Annotated in this window: 21 protein-coding genes; 14 read left to right on the forward strand and 7 right to left on the reverse strand. The window is 66.7% G+C overall.

The genetic code is table 11. The features are described from left to right. Positions 1-6 precede the first annotated feature (6 nt). Both ACX3PH_RS04725 and ACX3PH_RS04730 read left to right on the forward strand, forming a co-directional pair. Positions 7-441 carry a PTS sugar transporter subunit IIA gene (locus ACX3PH_RS04725; protein ID WP_459089938.1) on the forward strand — a complete coding sequence of 145 codons (435 nt, stop codon included), beginning with the start codon at positions 7-9 and terminating at the stop codon, positions 439-441. After that, entirely contained in the window at positions 441-1,571 is a 1,131-nt protein-coding gene (locus ACX3PH_RS04730) for a mannitol-1-phosphate 5-dehydrogenase (protein ID WP_459089940.1), read from the forward strand. The genes ACX3PH_RS04725 and ACX3PH_RS04730 overlap by 1 nt, the downstream gene beginning before the upstream one ends. Positions 1,572-1,680: 109 nt before the next feature. Here the strand turns inward: ACX3PH_RS04730 and ACX3PH_RS04735 are convergent, their stop codons facing one another. From ACX3PH_RS04735 to sdhC, 4 genes are read right to left on the reverse strand one after another with little or no spacing between them, the layout of a single operon-like run. Next, entirely contained in the window at positions 1,681-2,442 is a 762-nt protein-coding gene (locus ACX3PH_RS04735; protein ID WP_459089942.1) for a succinate dehydrogenase iron-sulfur subunit, read from the reverse strand. Further along, a complete protein-coding gene (gene sdhA, locus ACX3PH_RS04740; protein ID WP_459089944.1) occupies positions 2,443-4,269 on the reverse strand; it encodes a succinate dehydrogenase flavoprotein subunit in 1,827 nt (608 codons plus the stop codon). Next, complete coding sequence (locus ACX3PH_RS04745) at positions 4,266-4,709, reverse strand: succinate dehydrogenase hydrophobic membrane anchor subunit (protein ID WP_459089946.1); 444 nt, start codon at positions 4,707-4,709, stop codon at positions 4,266-4,268. The genes sdhA and ACX3PH_RS04745 overlap by 4 nt, the downstream gene beginning before the upstream one ends. Positions 4,710-4,711: 2 nt before the next feature. Then, positions 4,712-5,128, reverse strand: coding sequence for a succinate dehydrogenase, cytochrome b556 subunit (sdhC, locus tag ACX3PH_RS04750; protein WP_459091422.1), 417 nt, complete (start codon positions 5,126-5,128; stop codon positions 4,712-4,714). Positions 5,129-5,401: 273 nt separating this feature from the next. Between sdhC and ACX3PH_RS04755 the strand changes: the two genes are divergently transcribed. The 11 genes from ACX3PH_RS04755 to ACX3PH_RS04805 all read left to right on the forward strand — a co-directional run bounded on the left by ACX3PH_RS04755 (position 5,402) and on the right by ACX3PH_RS04805 (position 16,704). Beyond that, a complete protein-coding gene (locus tag ACX3PH_RS04755; protein WP_459089948.1) occupies positions 5,402-6,511 on the forward strand; it encodes a mannose-1-phosphate guanylyltransferase in 1,110 nt (369 codons plus the stop codon). 5 nt (positions 6,512-6,516) lie between these two features. Further along, complete coding sequence (locus ACX3PH_RS04760; protein WP_459089950.1) at positions 6,517-7,482, forward strand: nucleoside hydrolase; 966 nt, start codon at positions 6,517-6,519, stop codon at positions 7,480-7,482. A 142-nt stretch (positions 7,483-7,624) separates the two neighbouring features. Next, on the forward strand, positions 7,625-8,695 hold the full coding sequence (locus ACX3PH_RS04765) for a BMP family lipoprotein (protein ID WP_459089952.1): 1,071 nt from the start codon (positions 7,625-7,627) through the stop codon (positions 8,693-8,695). A gap of 95 nt (positions 8,696-8,790) precedes the next feature. Then, a complete protein-coding gene (locus ACX3PH_RS04770; protein ID WP_459089954.1) occupies positions 8,791-10,290 on the forward strand; it encodes an ABC transporter ATP-binding protein in 1,500 nt (499 codons plus the stop codon). Continuing rightward, on the forward strand, positions 10,287-11,582 hold the full coding sequence (locus tag ACX3PH_RS04775; protein WP_459089956.1) for an ABC transporter permease: 1,296 nt from the start codon (positions 10,287-10,289) through the stop codon (positions 11,580-11,582). Before ACX3PH_RS04770 ends, ACX3PH_RS04775 begins: the two co-directional genes overlap by 4 nt. Beyond that, positions 11,579-12,865: an ABC transporter permease gene (locus ACX3PH_RS04780; protein ID WP_459089958.1), complete on the forward strand. Its 1,287-nt coding sequence runs from the start codon at positions 11,579-11,581 to the stop codon at positions 12,863-12,865. The genes ACX3PH_RS04775 and ACX3PH_RS04780 overlap by 4 nt, the downstream gene beginning before the upstream one ends. Further along, entirely contained in the window at positions 12,862-13,263 is a 402-nt protein-coding gene (locus ACX3PH_RS04785) for a cytidine deaminase (protein WP_459089960.1), read from the forward strand. The genes ACX3PH_RS04780 and ACX3PH_RS04785 overlap by 4 nt, the downstream gene beginning before the upstream one ends. Positions 13,264-13,389: 126 nt before the next feature. Then, positions 13,390-14,688, forward strand: a complete 1,299-nt coding sequence (locus ACX3PH_RS04790) for a thymidine phosphorylase (RefSeq protein WP_459089962.1) — start codon at positions 13,390-13,392, stop codon at positions 14,686-14,688. Positions 14,689-14,873: 185 nt separating this feature from the next. Next, positions 14,874-15,986, forward strand: coding sequence for an adenosine deaminase (locus tag ACX3PH_RS04795; RefSeq protein WP_459089964.1), 1,113 nt, complete (start codon positions 14,874-14,876; stop codon positions 15,984-15,986). Between the two features lie 2 nt (positions 15,987-15,988). Further along, positions 15,989-16,435, forward strand: coding sequence for a PTS sugar transporter subunit IIA (locus tag ACX3PH_RS04800; protein WP_459089966.1), 447 nt, complete (start codon positions 15,989-15,991; stop codon positions 16,433-16,435). Continuing rightward, positions 16,432-16,704: a PTS sugar transporter subunit IIB gene (locus ACX3PH_RS04805; RefSeq protein ID WP_459089968.1), complete on the forward strand. Its 273-nt coding sequence runs from the start codon at positions 16,432-16,434 to the stop codon at positions 16,702-16,704. Before ACX3PH_RS04800 ends, ACX3PH_RS04805 begins: the two co-directional genes overlap by 4 nt. A gap of 165 nt (positions 16,705-16,869) precedes the next feature. Here ACX3PH_RS04805 and ACX3PH_RS04810 read toward each other — a convergent pair whose 3' ends face one another. Genes ACX3PH_RS04810 through ACX3PH_RS04820 form a run of 3 tightly spaced genes read right to left on the reverse strand, consistent with a single transcriptional unit; the run spans position 16,870 to position 20,472 of the window. Beyond that, entirely contained in the window at positions 16,870-17,940 is a 1,071-nt protein-coding gene (locus ACX3PH_RS04810; RefSeq protein WP_459089970.1) for a hypothetical protein, read from the reverse strand. Positions 17,941-17,959: 19 nt separating this feature from the next. After that, positions 17,960-19,645, reverse strand: a complete 1,686-nt coding sequence (locus ACX3PH_RS04815) for a phospho-sugar mutase (RefSeq protein WP_459089972.1) — start codon at positions 19,643-19,645, stop codon at positions 17,960-17,962. Continuing rightward, the gene (locus tag ACX3PH_RS04820; protein WP_459089974.1) at positions 19,642-20,472 is read right to left on the reverse strand and encodes a purine-nucleoside phosphorylase; all 831 of its coding nucleotides are present in this window, start codon (positions 20,470-20,472) and stop codon (positions 19,642-19,644) included. Before ACX3PH_RS04820 ends, ACX3PH_RS04815 begins: the two co-directional genes overlap by 4 nt. A 170-nt stretch (positions 20,473-20,642) precedes the next feature. Between ACX3PH_RS04820 and ACX3PH_RS04825 the strand changes: the two genes are divergently transcribed. Then, complete coding sequence (locus tag ACX3PH_RS04825) at positions 20,643-22,079, forward strand: NAD(P)H-quinone dehydrogenase (protein ID WP_459089976.1); 1,437 nt, start codon at positions 20,643-20,645, stop codon at positions 22,077-22,079. Positions 22,080-22,134: the final 55 nt, after the last annotated feature.

Here is a 22,134-nt window from a genome sequence, read left to right on the forward strand (position 1 = left end):
TTCCCCATGGGACAAGTACTGCAGCTGAGCCAGATCCGCACCGAGGGCGAGGCCACGACCAAGCTGGAGGCCATGCGCGAAGCGCACGACATCCTGGTCGGGGCCGGGGCGGTCACCGCCGCCTACCTGCCCGCGATGCTGGAGCGCGAGGCATCGGTATCGACGTACATGGGGAACTTCCTCGCCATCCCGCACGGCACCAACGAGTCGAAGGAGGCCATCCTCAAATCGGCGCTCTCGTTCGTGCGGTACGGCCAGCCGATCGACTGGGACGGCAACCCGGTGCACTTCGTCGTCGGCATCGCCGGCGTCGAGAACCAGCACCTGGACATCCTGTCGAAGATCGCCATCGTGTTCTCCGATGAGGACGAGGTGGATGCCCTGTTGAAGGCGTCCAGCGGCGAGGAGATCCTCGACATCCTGGGCGAGGTCAACGCCTGATGAAGGCCGTCCACTTCGGCGCAGGCAACATCGGTCGCGGCTTCGTCGGCCTGCTGCTGCATGAGGCCGGCTACGAGGTGGTGTTCGCCGACGTCAACGCAGAGCTGATCGACGCGCTCGATGCCGCCGATTCTTATGTCGTACACGAGGTGGGGGAGGGGGCTCGCGACCACACCGTCACCGGCTTCCGCGCGATCAACTCTGCGACAAAAACGAAGGAGATCGTCGCCGAAATCGCGACGGCGGATGTCGTCACCACCGCTGTCGGGCCGAACATCCTTCGTTTTGTCGCGCCGCTGATTGCTGAGGCGCTGGCGAAAAGGGCGGATGCTGCGCCGCCGCTGGCCGTGATGGCCTGCGAGAACGCGATCAACGCCACCGACCTGCTGCGCGACGAGGTCTCGAAGGTCGACCCTTTCGTGTTGGGCCGGGCCGTCTTCGCCAACACCGCCGTCGATCGCATCGTTCCGGCGCAAACCGGGGCTGGGCTCGACGTCACCGTCGAGACGTATTACGAGTGGGCGATCGACCGCGCGCCGTTCCGCGGCAACGAGCCGGCCATCCCCGGAGCGACCTACGTCGACGACCTCGAGCCGTACATCGAACGGAAGCTGTTCACGGTGAACACCGGGCACGCCACGATCGCCTATTTCGGGTTCCTGGCCGGCGCATCCGCCATCTCCGATGCCCTCGCGAACTCGTCGGTCGCGGATGCCGTCCGCTCGGTTCTCGACGAGACGAAGACCCTGCTGGTGGCCAAGCACGGCTTGGACGCGGATGCCCAGCAGCAGTACATCGAGAAGATCCTGGTGCGGTTCGCCAACCCGCACCTGCCCGACACGGTCGACCGGGTCGGTCGCCAGCCGCTCCGCAAGCTGGGACGCAACGAGCGGTTCGTCGGTCCGGCGGCCGAGCTGGCCGAGCGTGGCGTCACACCGACCGCGCTGCTCGCCGCGATCGGCGCCGCCCTGCAGTTCGACGTGCCCGAGGACGAACAGAGCGTCGAGCTCAAGCAGCTGCTCGCCGGCACGACCTCGGAGGAGTTCATCATGCAGGTGTGCGGCATCGAGGCCGGGCATCCGCTCTTCGACCCGCTGCTGGCGACGGTGGCCGCCGCCCGCGCCGCCTGACCCGACCGCTCCGACCCGGCACGATGACGGTGTTTGTCGACGATGACGGTGGTTCGAGCATCCGCATCGTCGACAAACACCGTCATCGTTGACGCCGCAGCGAGAGCGGCTACGCCTTCCCGCGGATGATCGCCTGCTTCACTTCGGCAATCGCCTGGGTGATCTGGATGCCACGGGGGCACGCCTCGGTGCAGTTGAAGGTGGTGCGGCAGCGCCATACGCCTTCCTTGTCGTTGAGGATGTCGAGGCGGGTCTCCGCCCCCTCATCGCGCGAGTCGAAGATGAAGCGGTGCGCGTTGACGATGGCGGCCGGGCCGAAGTACTGGCCGTCCGTCCAGAACACCGGGCAGCTGGAGGTGCACGCTGCGCACAGGATGCACTTGGTGGTGTCGTCGAAGCGGGCGCGCTCGGCCACCGACTGGGTGCGCTCCTTGCCCTTCTCCACCTTCGAGTTCGCGATCAGGAAGGGCTGAACCTCCTTGAACGAGTCGAAGAACGGCTCCATGTCGACGATGAGATCCTTCTCCAGCGGCAGGCCTTTGAGCGCCTCGATGTAGATCGGCTTGGAGATGTCGAGGTCCTTGATCAGCGTCTTGCAGGCCAGCCGGTTGCGGCCGTTGATGCGCATCGCATCCGACCCGCAGATCCCGTGGGCGCACGAGCGACGGAACGTGAGCGAGCCATCCTGTTCCCACTTGATCTTGTGCAGCGCGTCGAGCACGCGATCGCTCGCGTACATCTGCACGTCGAAGTCCTGCCAGCGCGGTTCCGCATCCACTTCAGGGTCGAATCGGCGGATGATCAGGGTCACCGTGAACGACTGGATCGGCGCCTCGGGTGCCGGGGCTGCTTCGAGGGTTGCCGTGGACATCTAGTACTTCCTTTCCATGGGCTGGTAGCGGGTGATGGTCACCGGTTTCCAGTCCAGCCGAATGTGGTCTGCCGCGGTGGACGAGTGCGGGTCGCCTGCCAGGTAGGCCATGGTGTGCTTCATGTACGTCTCGTCGTCGCGGTCCGGGTAGTCGTCGCGCTGGTGCCCGCCGCGGCTCTCCTTGCGGTTCAGTGCGGAGTAGACGACGACTTCGGCCAGGTCGAGCAGGAAGCCGAGCTCGATCGCCTCGAGCAGGTCGGTGTTGAACCGCTTGCCCTTGTCCTGCACGGCGATCTGCGTGTACCGGGTGCGAAGGTCGCGGATGACTTCGGTCACCTCGGTGAGGGTCTCCTCCGTGCGGAACACCTGGGCGTTGCGGTCCATGTAGTCCTGCAGTTCCTTGCGGATGGCTGCAATGCTCTCGGTTCCGGTGGAGTCGCGCAGCATGGAGATGAGGCTGCGGATCTCGGCGGTGGGGTCCTCAGGAAGCGGCGCGAAGTCGGCATCCTTCACGTACGCGACCGCGTTGTTGCCCGCGCGCTTGCCGAACACGTTGATGTCGAGCAGCGAGTTGGTTCCGAGACGGTTGGACCCGTGCACCGAGACGCAGGCGCACTCGCCGGCGGCGTACAGGCCGGGGACAACGGTGGTGTTGTCGCTCAGCACTTCGGCGTTCACGGTGGTCGGAATGCCGCCCATCGCGTAGTGCGCGGTCGGCATGACCGGCACCGGTTCGACGACCGGGTCGACACCGAGATAGGTGCGGGCGAACTCGGTGATGTCGGGCAGCTTGGTCTCGAGCACTTCGGCTCCGAGGTGGGTGCAGTCCAGGAACACGTAGTCCTTGTGCGGTCCGCCTCCGCGACCCTCGGCGACCTCTTTCACCATGCAGCGCGAGACGATGTCACGCGGGGCGAGGTCCTTGATGGTTGGCGCGTAGCGCTCCATGAAGCGCTCACCGTTGGCGTTGCGCAGGATGGCTCCTTCACCGCGGGCGCCCTCGGTGAGCAGGATGCCGAGCCCGGCCAGGCCGGTCGGGTGGAACTGGAAGAACTCCATGTCTTCCAGCGGCAGGCCCTTGCGCCAGATGATGCCGACGCCGTCACCGGTGAGGGTGTGGGCGTTGGATGTCGTCTTGAAGATCTTGCCGAAACCACCGGTCGCGAAGATGACAGCCTTACCGCGGAAGACGTGCAGGTCGCCGGTGGCGAGTTCGTAGGCGACCACTCCGGCGGGCTTCCGCACGCCATCGACCTCGGACATGATCAGGTCGAGCACGTAGAACTCGTTGAAGAAGTTGATGCCGTGCTTGACGCAGTTCTGGTACAGGGTCTGCAGGATCATGTGACCGGTGCGGTCGGCCGCGTAGCAGGAGCGACGAACGGCACTCTTGCCGTGGTCGCGGGTGTGACCGCCGAAGCGGCGCTGGTCGATCTTGCCTTCGGGCGTGCGGTTGAACGGCAGGCCCATGTTCTCGAGGTCGATGACCGCGTCGATGGCTTCCCTCGCCAGGATCTCGGCGGCATCCTGGTCGACCAGGTAGTCGCCGCCCTTGACGGTGTCGAAGGTGTGCCACTCCCAGTTGTCTTCCTCGACGTTGGCCAGGGCCGCAGCCATGCCGCCCTGCGCCGCGCCGGTGTGCGAGCGGGTCGGGTAGAGCTTGGAGATGACCGCGGTGCTGACGTGCGGGCCGGCTTCGATGGCCGCACGCATGCCGGCGCCTCCGGCTCCGACGATCACCACATCGTGCTGGTGATAGTGGACTCCGTCAACGATCGTCGCCTCGGTTTCGGCCGGAACAGCATCCGCGAACAGGGAGCCGCTCAATTGATGTCCCCACAGAAGCTCGGCAGCAAGTGTGTCGCTTCGGTGACAGGGCAGGCTTCAAAGGTGTAGATCACGAGGGTTCCCAAAACGAGTAGTACGACGGTGGATGCGATGAGCGCACCCTTGAGCACGCGGTGCAGTAACGGGCCACGCGCGTAGTCGTTGATGAGTGTGCGCATGCCGTTGGCACCGTGGATGAGGGCGAGCCAGAGCAGCAGGGTGTCCCAGACGATCCAGAACGGGTCGGCCCACTTGCCGGCGACGAACGCGAAGTCGATCGCGCTGACGCCTTCACCGGCGACCAGGTTGACGAACAGGTGGCCGAAGATCAGCACGACCAGCACGACGCCGCTGGCGCGCATGTAGATCCAGCCCCACTTCTCCCAGTTGACGCCGCGACCGCGACCGCCACGATCCCGCGGAAATTCGATTGCACTCATGACTAACCCCCGAACACGTGCATGAGGTGGCGCGGCACGAACGCGGCCAGCAGGACGATCCAGAGCACGATGACGCTCCAGAACAACGGCTTGTGCAGCTTGGTGCCGAGGCTCCAGAAGTCGATCAGGATGATGCGCAGGCCATTGAGCGCGTGGAATCCGATGGCGGCGACCAGCGCGATCTCACCGAGGCCCATGATCGGGGTCTGATAGGTGCCGATGACCGCGTTGTAGGCATCCGGGCTCACCCGGAGCAGCGCGGTGTCGAGGATGTGCACCAGGAGGAAGAAGAAGATGGCCACACCGGTGATGCGGTGAAGCACCCAGGACCACATTCCTTCGCGACCCCGGTACAGGGTCCCTGCCGGTGCTTTCAGTCTTGCACGCGGTCTTTTGCCATCTGGTCGGGCTTCGGCCAGGGCTCCCGCCGTAGTATCTGGCACGAGCAACCCTCCTTGCGGATGAATCAGCCCCTGCACGCGGGGCGAGCGAATGTACTTGTCTGGAACCCTCCCAGTCTATTCCCGGTTTCGCCGCTGTTTCCCCACCGCCCTCGCCTTGCGGGTTTCTCCAGCCACGCCCATAGTTCCCGTTCCGGAGGATAGTGCCTGTTCCGCGGGGCACATTCCTCCGGAACGGGAACTATCCTGACGGTCGCTGGCGAATCGCTCGGGCAAGCTACCGTTGGGGGCATGGATGCACTCGATCGGTTCTACTCCGTCATTCCCGCGGGCGGCATCGGCTCCCGGCTCTGGCCGCTGTCCCGGGCGGATGCGCCCAAGTTCCTCCACGACCTGACCGGCACCGGCAAGACCCTCCTGCGCGGAACGTGGGAGCGGCTCGAACCGATCAGCGGTGCCGAGCGCATCATGGTCGTCACCGGTCGCGCCCACCGTGCGGCGGTGGAGGAGCAACTGCCCGGCCTGCTCGACCACAATGTCGTGCTCGAGAGCGAGCCGAAGGATTCGTCCGCGGCGATCGGACTGGCCGCGGCCATCCTGAACCATCGTGAACCGGGCGTGATCATCGGCTCCTTCGCTGCCGACCATGTGATCACGGATGTTCGTGGTTTCCGCCGCGCGATCGTGGAGGCGGTTGCTGCCGCCGATGCCGGCTACATCGCGACGATCGGTATCACCCCGACGGAGCCTGCGATCGGTTTCGGGTACATCCACTGCGGCGATCGGCTGACCATCGATGGCGCGCCATCCGCTTTCGCTGTCGACACTTTCGTTGAGAAGCCGGACTTCGAGGTGGCCGAGCGGTACCTGGCCGAGGGCGACTACCTGTGGAACGGCGGCATGTTCATTTCCCGGGCGGATGTTCTGCTCACCCAGTTGGGGGAGTCGCGCCCCGAACTGCTGGAGGGCCTGGACGAGCTGGCCCGCGACTGGGACACTCCGCGCCGCGGGGCGACCGTCGACCGGGTGTGGCCGAAGCTGGAGAAGATCGCCATCGACTACACGGTCGCCGAGCCCGCCGCGAAAGCCGGCCGCCTCGCGGTCATCCCCGGGGACTTCGACTGGGACGATGTCGGGGATTTCGCCTCCATCGGCAAGCTGCATTCGGGCGGTCGGTCGTCGAACCTGGCGATCCTGGGCGACAACGCCCGCGTGCTGGCGGATGCGTCGAGCGGCGTGGTGGTGAGCCAGAGCGGGCGGTTGATCTCGCTGATCGGCGTCACCGACATCGTCGTGGTGGATACACCGGATGCCCTGCTGGTGACGACGACAGCCAACGCCCAGCGGGTGAAGGCCGTCGTCGACGCGCTCAAGTTCTCCGGCCGCGGCGACGTTCTGTAGTGGCGATGACCTCCCGCATCCCGCTCATCATCGACACCGACACCGCCCAGGACGACTGTGTCGCCCTGCTGGTCGGCCTCCTCGACCCGCTTGCCGACCTGCGGGCGATCACCATGGTCGCCGGCAATGTCGGCTTCGACCGGCAGTTGAAGAACGCCTACCTCACCCTGAACGCGGCGGGCCGCCTCGGCGATGTGCCGATCCACCTGGGCTGCCGACGCCCGCTGGTGCGTGAGTGGGTGTCCGCCGAGAACGTGCACGGCGATGGTGCCGGCGGCCTGGAGATGGACTTCGATGGTCTGCTCCCCGAACAGCAGCACGGGGTGGATGCCCTCATCGAGCTGGCAGCGGAGTCGCCGGGCGAGCTGACAATCGTCTGCATCGGCCCGCTCACCAACATTGCCATGGCGACCGTCAAGGACCCGGAGTTCGTCAGCAACGTGAAGGCCCTCTACATCATGGGCGGCTCGAACAACGGGCGGGGCAATATCACCGCCGCTGCTGAGTACAACTTCTATGTCGACCCGGAGGCTGCCGAGACGGTGTTCAAGGCGGGGTTCGACGTGACGGTGGTCCCGTGGGACCGCCTGACCCTGCGCGACGCCGTCTTCTCCCAGGAGCAGCTGGACGAGGTCGGGCGGATCGGCACCGGGCTCTCCGACTTCTTCGTGCGGGTCGTCGGATCGACGCTCGCGTTCGACGAGAGCGTGGGGATCGCCGGGTCCACGCATCCGGACTCCCTGACGGCCGCCGTGCTGCTGCATCCGGAACTGGTCACCGGTGACGCCCAGTACGCGGTGGCGATCGAAACCGCATCTGAGCTGACCCGCGGCTACTCTGCGATGTCGTGGGGTGTTCACGGGCTGCCGGCGAATGCCAGGGTGATCGAGTCCATCGACTCGGACGCCTTTTTCCGGTATGTGATTTCGCTGCTGGAGGGACAGGTCGTTCCGCAGCGCCGATTCCACTGAATCGACCTGCTCAAATGAGCGCATCCCAGCTTGGTAACGTCTCGGTTACCGTCACCGGATTCGCTCAGCCCGTCGGTAACAATAGGTAATCTGATTCACATCCGCCCTGGTATGGCCGGGGCTTGCATCTGGAGGAAATCTAGTGAACGTAATCACTCGCAAGCGCGGGCTTGCCGGGATGGCCGTCATCGGCGCCGCCGGTATGCTCCTGGCTGGTTGTGCAGCCGCCCCTGACGACACCGAAGCCCCGGTCGACGAAGTCGACTACCTGGCTTGCGCCGTTTCCGACGAGGGCAGCTGGAACGACAAGAGCTTCAACGAGGCAGCCTATGAAGGTCTGCTCAAGGCGGAGTCCGAGCTGGGCGTGCAGGTCAGCGACGCTGAGTCCCACTCGATCGAAGACTTCGAGCCGAACCTCGCCGCCATGGTCGCTGAAGGCTGTGACGTCACCTTCGCGGTCGGCTTCAACCTGGTCGGCCCGGTCAACGCAGCAGCCGCAGCCAACCCCGAAATGAACTTCGTCACCATTGACGGATGGTCGGAAGGCAACGCCAACCTCAAGCCGATCGAGTACGCGACGCAGGAGTCCAGCTACCTCGCCGGCTACCTCGCAGCCGCCTACAGCACCTCGAAGGTCGTCGGCACCTACGGCGGAATGAACATCCCCGGTGTCACCCCGTTCATGGACGGCTTCTACTACGGCGCCAAGGCGTACGAGGCTGAGACCGGCACCCCGGTGACCGTGCTCGGCTGGGACCCGGCCACTCCGGACGTCGGTGACTTCGTCGGCAACTTCGAAGACACCGGTGTCGCGAAGAGCATCAGCGCAGGCCAGATCGAGAAGGGTGCAGACGTGATCTTCCCGGTCGCCGGCAGCCTCTTCAGCGCCACCTCCGAGGCGATCAACGAGTCCGGCAAGGACATCGTCTTCATCGGTGTCGACAAGGACATCGCGCTGACCAGCCCGGAGTACGCAGACCAGGTCCTGACCTCGGTTGAGAAGAAGATGACGGATGCCGTCTTCGACGTCATCAACGAAGCGATCGAGACCGGCGAGTTCAACGGTGAGGCCTACCTCGGCACGCTGGAGAACAACGGAACCGGCCTGTCCGAGTTCTACGACTTCGACAGCAAGATCGGCGCTGAGGTCAAGACCAAGCTCGATGAGCTGAAGACCGGCATCATCGATGGCAGCATCGACCCGATGGCGTAACCAGAAGCACTAGCTGGACCTGAGTCGCCGGGGCGGAATCCCGCCCCGGCGGCTTGTTTCATTCAATGACGAACTGCTGGCAGAATCGGGGCACCATGAAACTCGAATTGCGTGGCATCACCAAACGCTTCGGCGCCTTGGTGGCCAACGATCAAATAGACCTCACCATCGAACCCGGAGAAATCCACTGTCTCCTCGGTGAAAACGGAGCCGGCAAGTCAACGCTGATGAACGTGCTCTACGGCCTCTACCACGCAGAAGAGGGCGAAATCCTGGTGGACGACGAGCCCGTCGTCTTCCACGGTCCTGGCGACGCCATGGCCGCCGGTATCGGCATGGTGCACCAGCACTTCATGCTGATCCCCGTCTTCACGGTTGCCGAGAATGTCATGCTCGGGCACGAGCCCACCAAGGGCGCCGGTGTGCTCGACCTGGCAGCGGCGCGTGACCTGGTCGGCAAGATCTCGGCACGCTTCGGATTCGACATCGACCCGGATGCCCTGATTGAAGACCTGCCCGTCGGTGCCCAGCAGCGGGTTGAGATCATCAAGTCGCTGGCCCGTGACGCGAAGGTGCTCGTGCTGGATGAGCCGACCGCCGTGCTGACGCCGCAGGAGACCGACGAGCTCATGGTCATCATGCGCCAGCTCGCCGACGCCGGCACGTCCATCGTCTTCATCACCCACAAGCTGCGCGAGGTGCGCGAGGTTGCGGACCGCATCACGGTCATCCGCCTCGGCAAGGTGGTCGGCACGGCTGACCCGAGCGCATCGACCACCGAACTCGCATCCCTCATGGTCGGTCGCGAGGTCGACCTGACGGTCGACAAGGACGCACCGAAGCTCGGCGCTGAGTCGTTCGTCGTCAAGAACCTGACCATCGTCGACAAGAAGGGCACACCCCTTCTCGATGACATCTCCTTCTCGATCCGGGCGGGAGAAGTGCTGGCCATCGCCGGTGTGCAGGGCAACGGCCAGACGGAATTGACCGAGGCCATCCTGGGACTGCGCCACGGCGTCAAAGGCTCGGTGATGCTCGACGGAGAAGAGCTGCTCGGTGACTCGGTGCGCAGCATCCTCGACGCCGGTGTCGGCTTCGTTCCGGAAGACCGCCAGAAAGACGGCCTCGTCGGAGAATTCACGGTCTCCGAGAACCTCATGCTCGACCGCAGCCACGGGGAGCCGTTCGCCAGGTACGCGAACCTGCGTCTCGGGTTCCGCGAAGATTTCGCAGGCAAGGCGATTGACGAATTCGACATCCGCACTCAAGGTTCTGACACCCTGGCCGGCCGCCTGTCAGGCGGAAACCAGCAGAAGGTCGTGCTGGCGCGGGAGCTCTCCCGGGAGCTGCGGTTGCTCGTCGCCTCGCAACCGACCCGTGGTTTGGATGTCGGGTCGATCGAGTTCGTCCACGAACGGATTATCAAGACTCGAGACTCCGGACTCCCGGTGCTCATCGTCTCCACCGAGCTCGACGAAGTCGTCGGCCTCGCTGACCGGATCGCTGTCATGTACCGCGGTCGCATAATCGGCATCGTCGGGGCTGACACGCCTCGGGCGAAGCTCGGCGAAATGATGGCGGGGATCGCAGCATGACCGAACAACTCATTCCCCCGGTCGCCGAAGAGGAACCGGCCAAGATCGCCCAGAAGTCGACCATGAACCAGGTGCTCCGCGAGATCATGGGCGGCGGAATCGTTCGCACCCTGCTCGCGATCCTGTGCGGCTTCATCGTCGGCGCGATCCTGATCGCCGCCACCAGCGAGGATGTCTCGCGGGTATCCGGATACTTTTTCTCGCGCCCGATGGACACCTTCTCCGCCGCCTGGGGTGCGATCACCGACGGCTACGGCGCGCTGTTCCGCGGTTCGATCTACAACGCCAACGCGAACAACTTCGCCACCGCGATCCGGCCGCTCACCGAGACGCTCCGCCTCGGGGCGCCGTTGATCGCATCCGGACTGGGCATCGCGCTGAGCTTCCGCGTCGGACTGTTCAACATCGGTGGCCAGGGACAACTCCTGATGGGTGTCGTGTTCGCGGGCTTCGTGAGCTTCGCCTGGCCGATGCCGCCCGTGCTGCACCTCGTGGTGGCGATCGTCTTCGGAATCCTCGGCGCAGCACTCTGGGGCAGTATCGTCGGCCTCCTGAAGGCGACCTCCGGCGCGCACGAGGTCATCGTGACCATCATGCTCAACTACGTCGCGGTCAACCTGGTGACCTGGCTCATGCGGTCCGGCATTCTCCATGACCCGGCCGCCGCGGGCAACCCGCAGTCGATCGCACCACTGGAGACGGCGCAACTGCCCCGCCTGCTCGGCGACGGCTTCGCCCTGCACGCCGGATTCCTGCTCGTCGTCGCCGCAACCATCCTTTATTGGTGGCTCATGGAGCGATCGACGATCGGCTTCCGGTTCCGCGCGGTCGGCATGAACCCGAATGCCGCGAAGACCGCCGGCATGAACGTGCCGAGGATCTACATCATCGCCATGGCATCCAGCGCCGCATTCGTCGGTGTCGCCGGAGTCAACCAGGTACTGGGACGGGCGAGCGGGGTCACCCCCAGCATCGACGCCGGTATCGGGTTCGATGGCATCACGGTCGCGCTCCTGGGAGCCGGCGGCGCTGTCGGCATCTTCTTCGCCGGGCTGCTGTTCGGCGCCATGAAAGCGGGCAGCCCGTCGATGCAGATCGCGGATGTCTCCCCAGAGGTTCTCCTCGTCGTGCAGGGTGTCATCGTGCTCTTCATCGCGGCGCCGCCACTGGTGAAGGCGATCTTCCGATTGCCGAAACCGGTGCACGACGGCCCCCTCAGTCAAGGCTGGCGGCGTCTCACGAGCAAGGACCGCATCACTGCCTACGCAAGCAAAGAAGAGGCAAGCAAATGACGACAGCGACTGCACCCGCCCCGGCCGCCGCCTCCACCGAGACAATGCTGCTGGCGCCCCGCAGCTGGAAGGCCCCGATCTCACTCGCGGTCTTCGCCGTACTCGCTCTCGTCGCATTCGGATTCGCTGGCGAATCACAACAGGTGACGTTCACCTGGACGGCCAGTGGTGACGACGTCGTCATCCCCAACTGGGTCGAGGATGCCAAGCGCATCGGCATCGTGCTCGGTCTCGTCATGCTGGTCATGAGCGGCCTCTCCGCGTGGTGGACCTGGAATCGCCGGACGACGCCGATCTGGTTCATCATCGTGTTCGGTGTCTTCTTCATCACGACTCTGCTCGCGTCAGTGGGTGCTGGTGGGCGAGTCCCGGTCATCTACCTGGCGACCGGAGCGCTCGCGCTGGCCGTGCCCGTCGTGCTCGGAGCCCTCGCCGGGGTCATGGGCGAACGGGTCGGGGTCGTCAATATCGCGATCGAGGGCCAGCTGCTGATGGGAGCCTTCGCGGCGGCCGTCATCGGAACGGTGACCGGCAGCCTGCTGCTCGGTATCGCATCCGCCATGATCGCCGGAGCGCTGGTCGCCATGGTCCTGGCCTCGTTCTCCATCAAGTACCTGGTCGACCAGATCATCGTCGGTGTCGTGCTGAACGTGCTGGTCGCCGGCATCACCAGCTTTTTCTACTCGGCGGTGCTTGCCGGCAACGCGCGGGAGACGAACTTCCCGGGCACGCTTCCGTTCATCCCGATCCCCGGACTATCGGACATCCCGCTGATCGGGCCGATCTTCCTCGACCACCGCATCACCACGTACCTGATGTTCATCCTGGTGCCGGTGATCGGGTTCCTGATGTACAAGACGCGGTGGGGCCTTCGCCTGCGGGCCGTCGGTGAGCATCCGCTGGCCGCGGACACCGTGGGCATCAACGTGAACCGCACCCGGTTCTGGGTGATGACGCTCGGCGGCCTGGTCGCCGGGCTCGGCGGCGCCGCGCTCAGCATCGGGTCGGTCGGACCGTTCATCCGCGACATGAGCGCCGGGCAGGGGTACATCGCCCTCGCCTGCGTCATCCTCGGCCGCTGGAACCCCTGGTACGCCTCCGCCGCAGCGTTGCTGTTCGGGTTCTCCCGGATCTTCCAGATCTGGGCCGGGCAGTCCGGCTCCGGCATCCCGTCGGACTTCATCGCCATGATCCCGTACGTGGTCACCTTGATCGCCGTCGCCGGCTTCGTCGGCAAGTCGATCGGCCCGGCCGCCGTCGGCAAGCCCTACGTGAAGTCATGACCATCGACTGGGATGGCCTCCGGGAGGTCGCGAACGCTGCGATGCGGAAGGCTTACGTGCCGTACTCGAACTTCCCGGTGGGGGCAGCGGCCATTGTGGACGACGGTCGCATCGTGAGCGGATGCAACGTGGAGAACGCCTCATACGGTGTCGGCCTGTGCGCGGAGTGCTCGCTCACCTCCGATCTGTTCATGAGCGGTGGCGGCAAGCTGGTCGCGTTCACCTGCGTCGACGGCAACGGGAACGTGCTCATGCCGTGCGGTCGGTGCCGGCAGCTGCTCTACGAGCACTCAGCTTCGGGAATGCTGCTCGAGACGGTGTCCGGCATCCGCACCATCGACCAGGTGCTGCCGGATGCGTTCGGTCCCCGCCAGCTGGACGACTACGCCACCAGCTGACCCTCCCCGGCACCCACCGCAATTGAGGGCTCTTATGTGCCATCCGCAGTGAATGAGGGAGTTTTTCACGCGGATGAGCGTGTTTCTCCTCCCTGAACGCTGCACCGAATCTGACAGGCTGGAATCATGAGCACTATCGAACCGTTCGACGTCGTCGACCTCATCCACGTCAAGCGCGATCGCGCTGCCCTCTCCACGGAGCAGGTCAACTGGCTGGTGGATGCCTACACCCGCGGCTATGTCGGCGACGAGCAGATGGCCGCGATGGCGATGGCGATCTTCATCAACGGGATGGAGCGCCGGGAGATCCGCGACCTCACGCTGGCGATGATCGCCAGCGGGGAGACGATGAACTTCGACTCCCTGTCAAAGCCGACCACCGACAAGCACTCGACCGGCGGTGTCGGCGACAAGATCACCCTCCCGCTCGCGCCGCTCGTCGCATCCTTCGGCGTCGCTGTTCCGCAACTGTCCGGACGCGGCCTCGGCCACACCGGCGGCACGCTCGACAAGCTGGAGAGCATCCCCGGCTGGCGCGCCGACCTCAGCAACGAGGAGTTCTTCGCCCAGCTGGAGAGTGTCGGCTCGGTCATCTGCGCCGCCGGCGCCGGCCTCGCCCCGGCCGACAAGAAGCTGTATGCGCTGCGCGACATCACCGGAACGGTGAACTCGATTCCGCTGATCGCCTCGTCGATCATGAGCAAGAAGATCGCTGAGGGCACCGCCTCCCTGGTGCTCGACGTGAAGTTCGGCTCTGGCGCGTTCCTGCAGGACCCGGCGCTGAGCCGCGAGCTGGCCGAGACCATGGTGGCGCTGGGCAAGGATGCCGGGGTCGCCACGATCGCGCTGCTCACCAACATGCACGTGCCGCTGGGTAACGCGATCGGCAACGCCAACGAGGTGCGGGAGTCGGTCGAGGTGCTGGCCGGTGGCGGACCGGCGGATGTCGTGGAACTCACCGTCGCCCTCGCGCGCGAGATGCTCGCCCTGGCTGGCCAGCCCGAAGCCGACGTCGAGGCCGCGCTGAAGGATGGCCGGGCGATGGACACCTGGAACGCGATGATCCGCGCGCAGGGCGGCGACCCGACGGCCGAGCTGCCGATTGCCCGCGAGACGCATGTGGTCACGGCCTCCCGCTCAGGTGTGCTCGTCGCCCAGGAGGCGCTGCCGTTCGGGATCGCCGCCTGGCGCCTGGGAGCGGGCCGCGCCCGCAAGCAGGACCCGGTGCAGCACGCCGCCGGCATCGACCTGCACGCCAAGCCGGGCGACACCGTGACCGAGGGGCAGCCCCTGTTCACCCTGTCGGCGGATGAGCCGGCCCGCTTCGAGCGTGCCCTGGAGGCACTCGAGGGTGCGTACCGCATCGGCGACGCCGGTGACCCGATCGAGGACGGCGGCCCGCTGATCGCCGGCCGCGTCGACTAGCCCTACTCGTCCTTCGGGGCTCACCGCAGCATCCGCCCCTGCTGCCGCAACCACGAGCCTGTTTGTTGACCACGAGCCGTCTCGAGGGCTGTCGCCGTCAACGAACGGGCTCTTGGTTGGCTGCGACGCGGAGCTGGAGCGTTATCACAGGGGCGCCGGAGCATCCGAACCGGTAGATTTGAGGCATGAACACTGCCCCCGAGGTCTTCCTGCTCCAGGGCGGTGGCGTGAACATCAGCGCCCTGCCTAAAGTGTCCCTGCACGATCACCTCGACGGCGGGCTGCGACCGCAGACCATCATCGAGCTGGCGGATGAGGTCGGTCTCGACCTCCCGGCGGCCGACCCGACCTCCCTGGCCGAGTGGTTCTCCACCAGCGCCGACTCCGGCTCGCTGGTCGAGTACCTGAAGACATTCGACGTCACCACCGGCGTCATGCAGACCACGGACGGGTTGGCGAGGGTTGCTCGCGAGTTCGTCGAAGACCTGCACGCGGACGGCGTGATCTACGGCGAGATCCGCTGGGCGCCCGAGCAGCACCTGACCCGCGGCCTGACCCTCGACCAGGCTGTCGAAGCGGTGCAGGAGGGCCTCGAAGCCGGTGTCGAAGAGGTGCAGCACGCCGGCGGTCGCATCCGCGTCGGCCAGTTGGTGAGCGCCATGCGCCACGCCGACCGCGGGCTGGAGATCGCCGAGCTTGCGGTGCGCCATCGCAACAACGGCGTCGTCGGGTTCGACATCGCAGGAGCGGAGGCCGGCTTCCCGGCCGGGCGGATGCGTGACGCTTTCGACTACCTGGCGACGCACTTCCTGCCGGTGACCGTGCATGCCGGCGAGGCGGACGGGATCGACAGCATCCGCGGCGCCCTTTTCGACGGCCGCGCCCTCAGGCTCGGCCATGGCGTTCGCATTGCCGAAGACGTCGAAATGGACGACGAGGACGGCGAGAACACCTACGTCACGCTCGGACCGGTCGCTGAGTGGGTGAAGGATCGCGGGATCGCTCTCGAGCTGAGCCCGTCGTCTAACCTGCAGACCAACGCCTGGGGCACCGAGCTTGCCGATCATCCGTTCGACCTGCTGTACCAGCTCGGGTTCCGCGTGACCGTGAATACGGACAACCGGCTGATGAGCAACACCTCGCTCAGCCGCGAACTGTCGCTGCTCAGCGACACTTTCGGCTACGACGTCAGCGACCTCGAGGTGTTCCAGTTGAACGCGGCCGAGGCGGCGTTCCTCCCCCTGGAGGACCGCGAGGAGCTGGCCGAAGCGATCAGCGCCGGATTCGAGCAGGCCTGAGGATGGTGCTGCCACCGCTCACCGAAGCCGGAGTCGTGCTGAACGCCGAAGCCGAGGACTGGCGCGCCGCCGTGCGCGTGGCCGGTCACGCCCTGGCCGCGATGGGCTCGGCGCGCGACGGCTACGCCGAGGAGATGATCCGGATGATCGACGAGCACGGTCCGTACGTGGTTATCGCCCCCGGGCTCGCCCTCGCACACGCGCGCCCCGGCCCGGACGTGCTCGCCGACGGGCTGGCCGTCGTGACGCTGAAGGATCCGGTGCCGTTCGGGCATCCGCACAATGACCCGGTTCGCGTGGTGCTGGGGCTCGCCATCCTGCGGGTCGAGACCCACCTGGCATCCGTCGCCGCCATCGCCAACATTTTCAACGATTCGGATGCTGTCAATGCCATCGCCGCGGCGACCACCGCCGACGAGGTGCTGGAGATCATGGGTGCCGGCCGGTGAAGATCGTCGCGATCTGCGGGGCCGGGATCGGCAGTTCGGCCATCCTGAAGGTCAACGCGGAGCGCGTGCTGCGACGGCTCGGGATCGACGCGGAGGTGGTTGCGGCAGACGTGGGCACGGTGGTCTCCGTTGCGGACGACGCCCAGGTCATCCTCACGTCGGCCGAGTTCGTGGAGGCGATCGGCAAGACCTATGCGGAAGTGATCGTCGTCGACAACTTCTTCGACACCGACGAGCTCCAGCGGAAACTGCACCGGGCGCTCGGCTGAACCTGCCTCCGCGTAATTCGCGGTCGCTGGCGAGTCTGTTGCCAGCCACGAGTCGGTTCATTCTGCGGGTACTCCGCTCCGGCAACCCACAACTCGGCCCGACTCGGCGACCCGAGCTGGTGCCCGAAACTGAAGGAGCCCCCGGTTCCAGGGCTGCTTTCCGCGTCAACCGGTCAGCGGCGCGCCGATCTCCTTCGTTTTCGGTGCACGCCACCCGCCGAACACGAGCGCGCCGCTGACCACGGCGAGTGCAGCCCCGGCCGTGCTGAACGCGAACATGAAATACGCGACCGCCACGCCGATCGCCACGACGACGCTTATGCCGACCAGCGCGAGTCCGCGGTACGGCAGCAGCACGCCGGCCATCGTTCCCGCCCAGACGGCGACGAACGCGGGAATGGCGAGGAACAGCCCGCCACTCAGGTCGACACCGGTGGCCCAGGCGAAGCTGGTGACGGCAACACCGAGCCCGCTGATGACCAGCCCGATCTTCGGTCCCGCCCGGCCGGGAGCCCACTTCTGGCCCAGCGCCGCCATCAGCGGCACGGCGGCCAGGTTGCCGCCGGCGGCCATGATCCCCATCGCCTGGGTGGCGGCATCCGTTCCCGCGAGCATGATGCCGGCCACCAGACCGTACACCAGGGACAACACAGTCATCGCGAAGGCGACCATTGCGAGCGGACGAACACCCCGGCCGGCGGATGCTCGGGTCCGGGTCGCCGGCGCCGGCGTGCGCCCTCGCAGCCCGATCACGAGCATCAGCGCAACACCGACGACGACCGCCGCCGGTGCCGACAGCAGCAGCGGGATCACGAACGGCACGCTGAGCAGGCCGATCGCCACACCCATCAATACGCGCGGAATCGGGCGCATCCGCAGCCTGGATGCGACGGCAACGCCGACGGATGCTCCGAGCAGCACGATCGCGCAGGCCGCGGCCGGGATGAACAGCTCGCCGAGCGGGGAGCGTGGTGCACCGGCATCCGCTTCACCGAAGCCGACCGACCAGGAGACCAAGGTGAGCGTGGCGGATGCCATGCCGAGCACAAACGGCGGGATCACCACCAGGCGCGTGCGTGCGCTGAGGAAGAGGAACGCCAGGCTGAGGCCCAACGCCGTCGGGGCGATGCCCAGGATGGCGGCGGACCCGAACCCGAAGAGTGGAGCGAGAAAGGCGTAGGCGCCGGCGACGACCGTGATTCCTGCCAAGGCAAGCGAGACTCGGGTGTTCTTCACCCCCGCACTCTAGCGGCGACTAGGCGATCAGGGCCCGCATCCCTGCCTCGAGGTCGGCGACCAGCGCCGTCGCAGCGGCCACCCGTTCGGGTGCCGTGCCATCCGTCGACGATGCGTCGATGTAGATCTTCAGCTTCGGCTCTGTGCCGCTCGGGCGCACGATGATGCGCGATCCGCCGGCGAGCCAGATGCGCAGGATGTCGGCGGCTGGGAATGGTCCGAAGCCTCCGGAGAAGTCGTCCATCCGGCTGACTATCGCGCTGCCGATGGTGGCCGGTGGTACCGCCCGCAGAGCGCTCATCACCCGGGCGATCTCGCCCAGGTCGGTCACGCGGATCGAGATCTGCGACGACGCATACGCGCCGAAGGTTGCGGCGAAGTCGAGCAGGTGCTCGTCGAGGGTGCGACCGGATGCCTTCAGCTCGGCCATGAGGCCCAGGAAGTCGAGCGCGGCGGAGATTCCGTCCTTGTCGCGTACCTTGTCCGGGTCGACGAGGTACCCGAGCGCCTCCTCGTAGCCGTAGGCGAGGCCGCCGGCGCGGGAGATCCACTTGAAGCCGGTGAGGGTGTCGACGTAGTCCAGGTTGAATTTGCGGGCGATCTCCCGGAGTGCCGGCGAGCTGACCACGGATGCGGCGAGCGTGCCCTCGGTACCGGCCGCCCGCATCCGCATGGCAGCTCGCCAGCCGAGCAGTGAGCCGACCTCGTTGCCGCTGAGTCGTCGCCAGTCCCCGTTGTCGGTGCCGTCCGCGCTCGGGCCGTTCGTTGTGGGCACCGCGACGGCCAGCCGGTCGGCATCCGGGTCGTTGGCGATGATCAGCTCTGCGCCGACGCTGGTCGCCGTGGCGAAGGCCAGGTCGAGGGCGCCGGGCTCCTCCGGGTTGGGGAACGCGACGGTGGGGAAGGTGGCATCCGGCTGGTCCTGCTCGGCGACCACCGTCGGCTCGCCGAAGCCGGCGTCGGCGAAGACGCGCCTGGCGGTCTCAGAACCGACGCCGTGCATGGCCGTGTAGACGAAGTTCAGGGGAACGGTCGGGGGCGTGCTGAGCAATACGGTGCGGCGCACATACTCGTCGACCACCTCGTCATCCGCTGCTTCGTAGTCGGTGGAACGCGGCAGGTCGAGCACGCTAGCGGTGCCGGCGACGGCGCGAATCTGCTCCTCGATGTGGGCGTCGGCGGGGGAGACGATCTGCGCGCCCTGGTCGGCGCCGCCGAGGTAGACCTTGTAGCCGTTGTCGTTCGGCGGGTTGTGCGATGCGGTCACCATGACGCCGGCGCTCACGTTGAAGTGACGCACGGCGAAGGCGAGCACCGGTGTCGGCAGCAGGCGGGGGAGCAGGATGGCGCGCACCCCGGCGCCGGCCATCAGCTCCGCCGTGTCGGTCGCGAAGATGCGGGAGTTCTTGCGCCCGTCGTAGCCGATGACGACGGATGGGGACTTCTCGCGGGCGAGCAGGTAGGCGGCGAAGCCGGCGGCAGCCTGGGCGACCAGCACGCGGTTCATCCCGTTCGGCCCGGCCTGGATCGGGCCGCGGAGCCCGGCCGTGCCGAACGTGAGCCGGGACCCGAACCGGCGTTGCAGTTCGGTGATGGCGCCTTCGCTGCCGGTTTCAGCATCCGCAATCAGGGCGCCCAATTCGGTGCGGGTCTCGGCGTCCGGATCCTGCGCAAGCCACGCCTTCGCGGCGTCGACGGGGGTCACAGCGCAGCCACGATTCGGGCGAGCAGCGCGCTGATCACCGGCTCGGCCGACCGGCCGGCCTCGATGACCTCGTCGTGGCTGAGCGGGGTGCTCTGGATGCCGGCGGCCAGGTTGGTGACCAGCGACAGGCCCAGGATCTCCATGCCCGATTGGCGGGCGGCGATCGCCTCCAGCGCGGTCGACATGCCCAGGATGTGGCCTCCCATCGCCTTCGCCATGCGCACCTCCGCCGGCGTCTCGTAGTGCGGCCCGCGGTTCTGCACGTAGACGCCCTCGTCCAGCGACGGCTCCACCTGGTGGGCGAGGTCGCGGAGGCGCTGCGAGTACAGGTCGGTGAGGTCGATGAAGGTGGCGCCCTCCAGCGGGGAGTCAGCCGTCAGGTTGATGTGGTCGCTGATCAGCACGGGAGTGCCGGGGGTCCAGTGCTCCTTGATGCCGCCTGCGCCGTTCGTGAGGATCATCGTCGTCGCGCCGGTCGCCGCCGCGGTGCGCACGCTGTGCACGACCCGGCGCACGCCGTGGCCCTCGTAGTAGTGGGTGCGGGCGCCGATGATGAGGGCACGCTTGCCGCTCGGGAGCAGGATGGACCGCAGCGAGCCGACGTGCCCCTCCAGCGCCGGCTTGCTGAAGCCGGTGACCTCGGTCGCCGGAATCGTCGCGGTGGTCTCGCCGATCAGGTCGGCAGCCTTCGCCCATCCGCTGCCGAGGGTGAGCGCGATGTCGTGCCGGGCGACGCCGGTCTTCTCGGCAATCTCGGCTGCGGCGGTGGCGGCGACCGCGAACGGGTCGGTCGCGAGGTCGTCCAAGATGTGTGGCTGGGTAGGCATCCGTCCACTCTAATTGCCGCGGGGTGGTGCCGAAAATGAAGGACATCCGCGCATTGGAGCGCTAATCCGCTCCACAACGGCCGTCTGCGGGGCAGATCTCCTCCATTTTGTGCACGGCGGATGCCTGCGGCGGGTTCGGCAGGCATCCGCGACTGGGAGAGAATAGGGCAATGGCCAACGAATTCGAGCGCAAGCAGAGCATCGCGATCCTCGGAGGAGGACCCGGCGGGTATGAGGCGGCGCTCGCCGGCGCCCAACTCGGCGCCGAGGTCACCCTGGTCGAGCGGGTGGGGGTCGGCGGCTCGGCCGTGCTGACCGATGTCGTACCGTCCAAGACCCTGATCGCCACCGCCGAGGCGGCGAACGCGATCGGCGAGGCGAGCGACCTGGGCGTGCAGATTTTCGCGCGCGGCGGTGATGGCCAGCCGGTTCGTCCGGGCATCGCCGTCAACCTGCACGCCGTCAACCAGCGACTGCTGCGCCTGGCGCGGCAGCAGTCCGAAGACATGAAGTCGCAGTTGACCCGTGCCGGCGTGCGCATCGTGCAGGGCGAGGGGCGCCTGGACGGCCCCAACTGCGTCATCGTAGCCAACGGCAAGGGCAAGAACGCGACCGACTTCGACCGCATCGAGGCGGACACACTGGTCATCTCGGTCGGGTCGAGCCCGCGCATCCTGGACTCCGCGATCCCCGACGGTGAACGCATCCTCACCTGGACCCAGCTGTACACCCTCGAGTCGATTCCGGAGCACCTGATCGTGGTCGGTTCCGGCGTGACCGGGGCGGAGTTCGCATCCGCCTACAACGCGCTCGGCTCCAAGGTGACGCTGATCTCCAGCCGCGACCAGGTGCTGCCGGGCGAGGACGAGGACGCCGCCCGCGTCATCGAGGACGTCTTCACCCGCAACGGCATGAACGTGATGAACAAGTCGCGTGCCAGCAGCATCGTGCGGGACGGCGACACAGTCGTCGCGACGCTGACGGATGGCCGCGTCGTCGAGGGCAGCCACTGCCTGATGGCCGTCGGCTCCGTGCCCAACACCGCAGGCATCGGGCTGGAGGATGCCGGGGTGCAGTTGACGGATTCCGGCCACATCCGGGTCAACCGGGTGGCGCGCACCAGCCTGCCCTCCGTGTACGCGGCCGGCGACTGCTCCGACTTCCTGCCGCTGGCATCCGTCGCCTCCATGCAGGGGCGCACCGCGGTTTACCACGCGATGGGCGACGCGGTGAACCCGACCGAGCTGCGCAACGTGACGTCGAACATTTTCACCCAGCCGGAGATCGCGACCGTCGGCTGGACCCAGAAGCAGATCGAGTTGGGCGAGGTGCGCGGCGACGTGTACAAGTTGCCGCTGGCACAGAACCCGCGCGCCAAAATGATGGGGATCAAGGACGGTTTCGTGAAACTGTTCGCGAGCTCAGGGTCCGGGGCGGTGATCGGCGGCGTGATCGTGGCGCCGAAGGCATCCGAGCTGATCCTGCCGATCTCGATCGCGATCGAGCACCGGCTGACCGTCGACGACGTCGCGCAGGCGTTCGCCGTGTACCCGTCCCTCTCCGGCAGCATCACCGACGCCGCCCGCGCCCTGCACCAGGCCCCGTAGCCCGTCCCGCCGGCCGGGGTCGCCCGCCCGCGCGCCACCCTCCTAACGATGACGG

The organism is Homoserinimonas sp. A520, assembly GCF_054489245.1.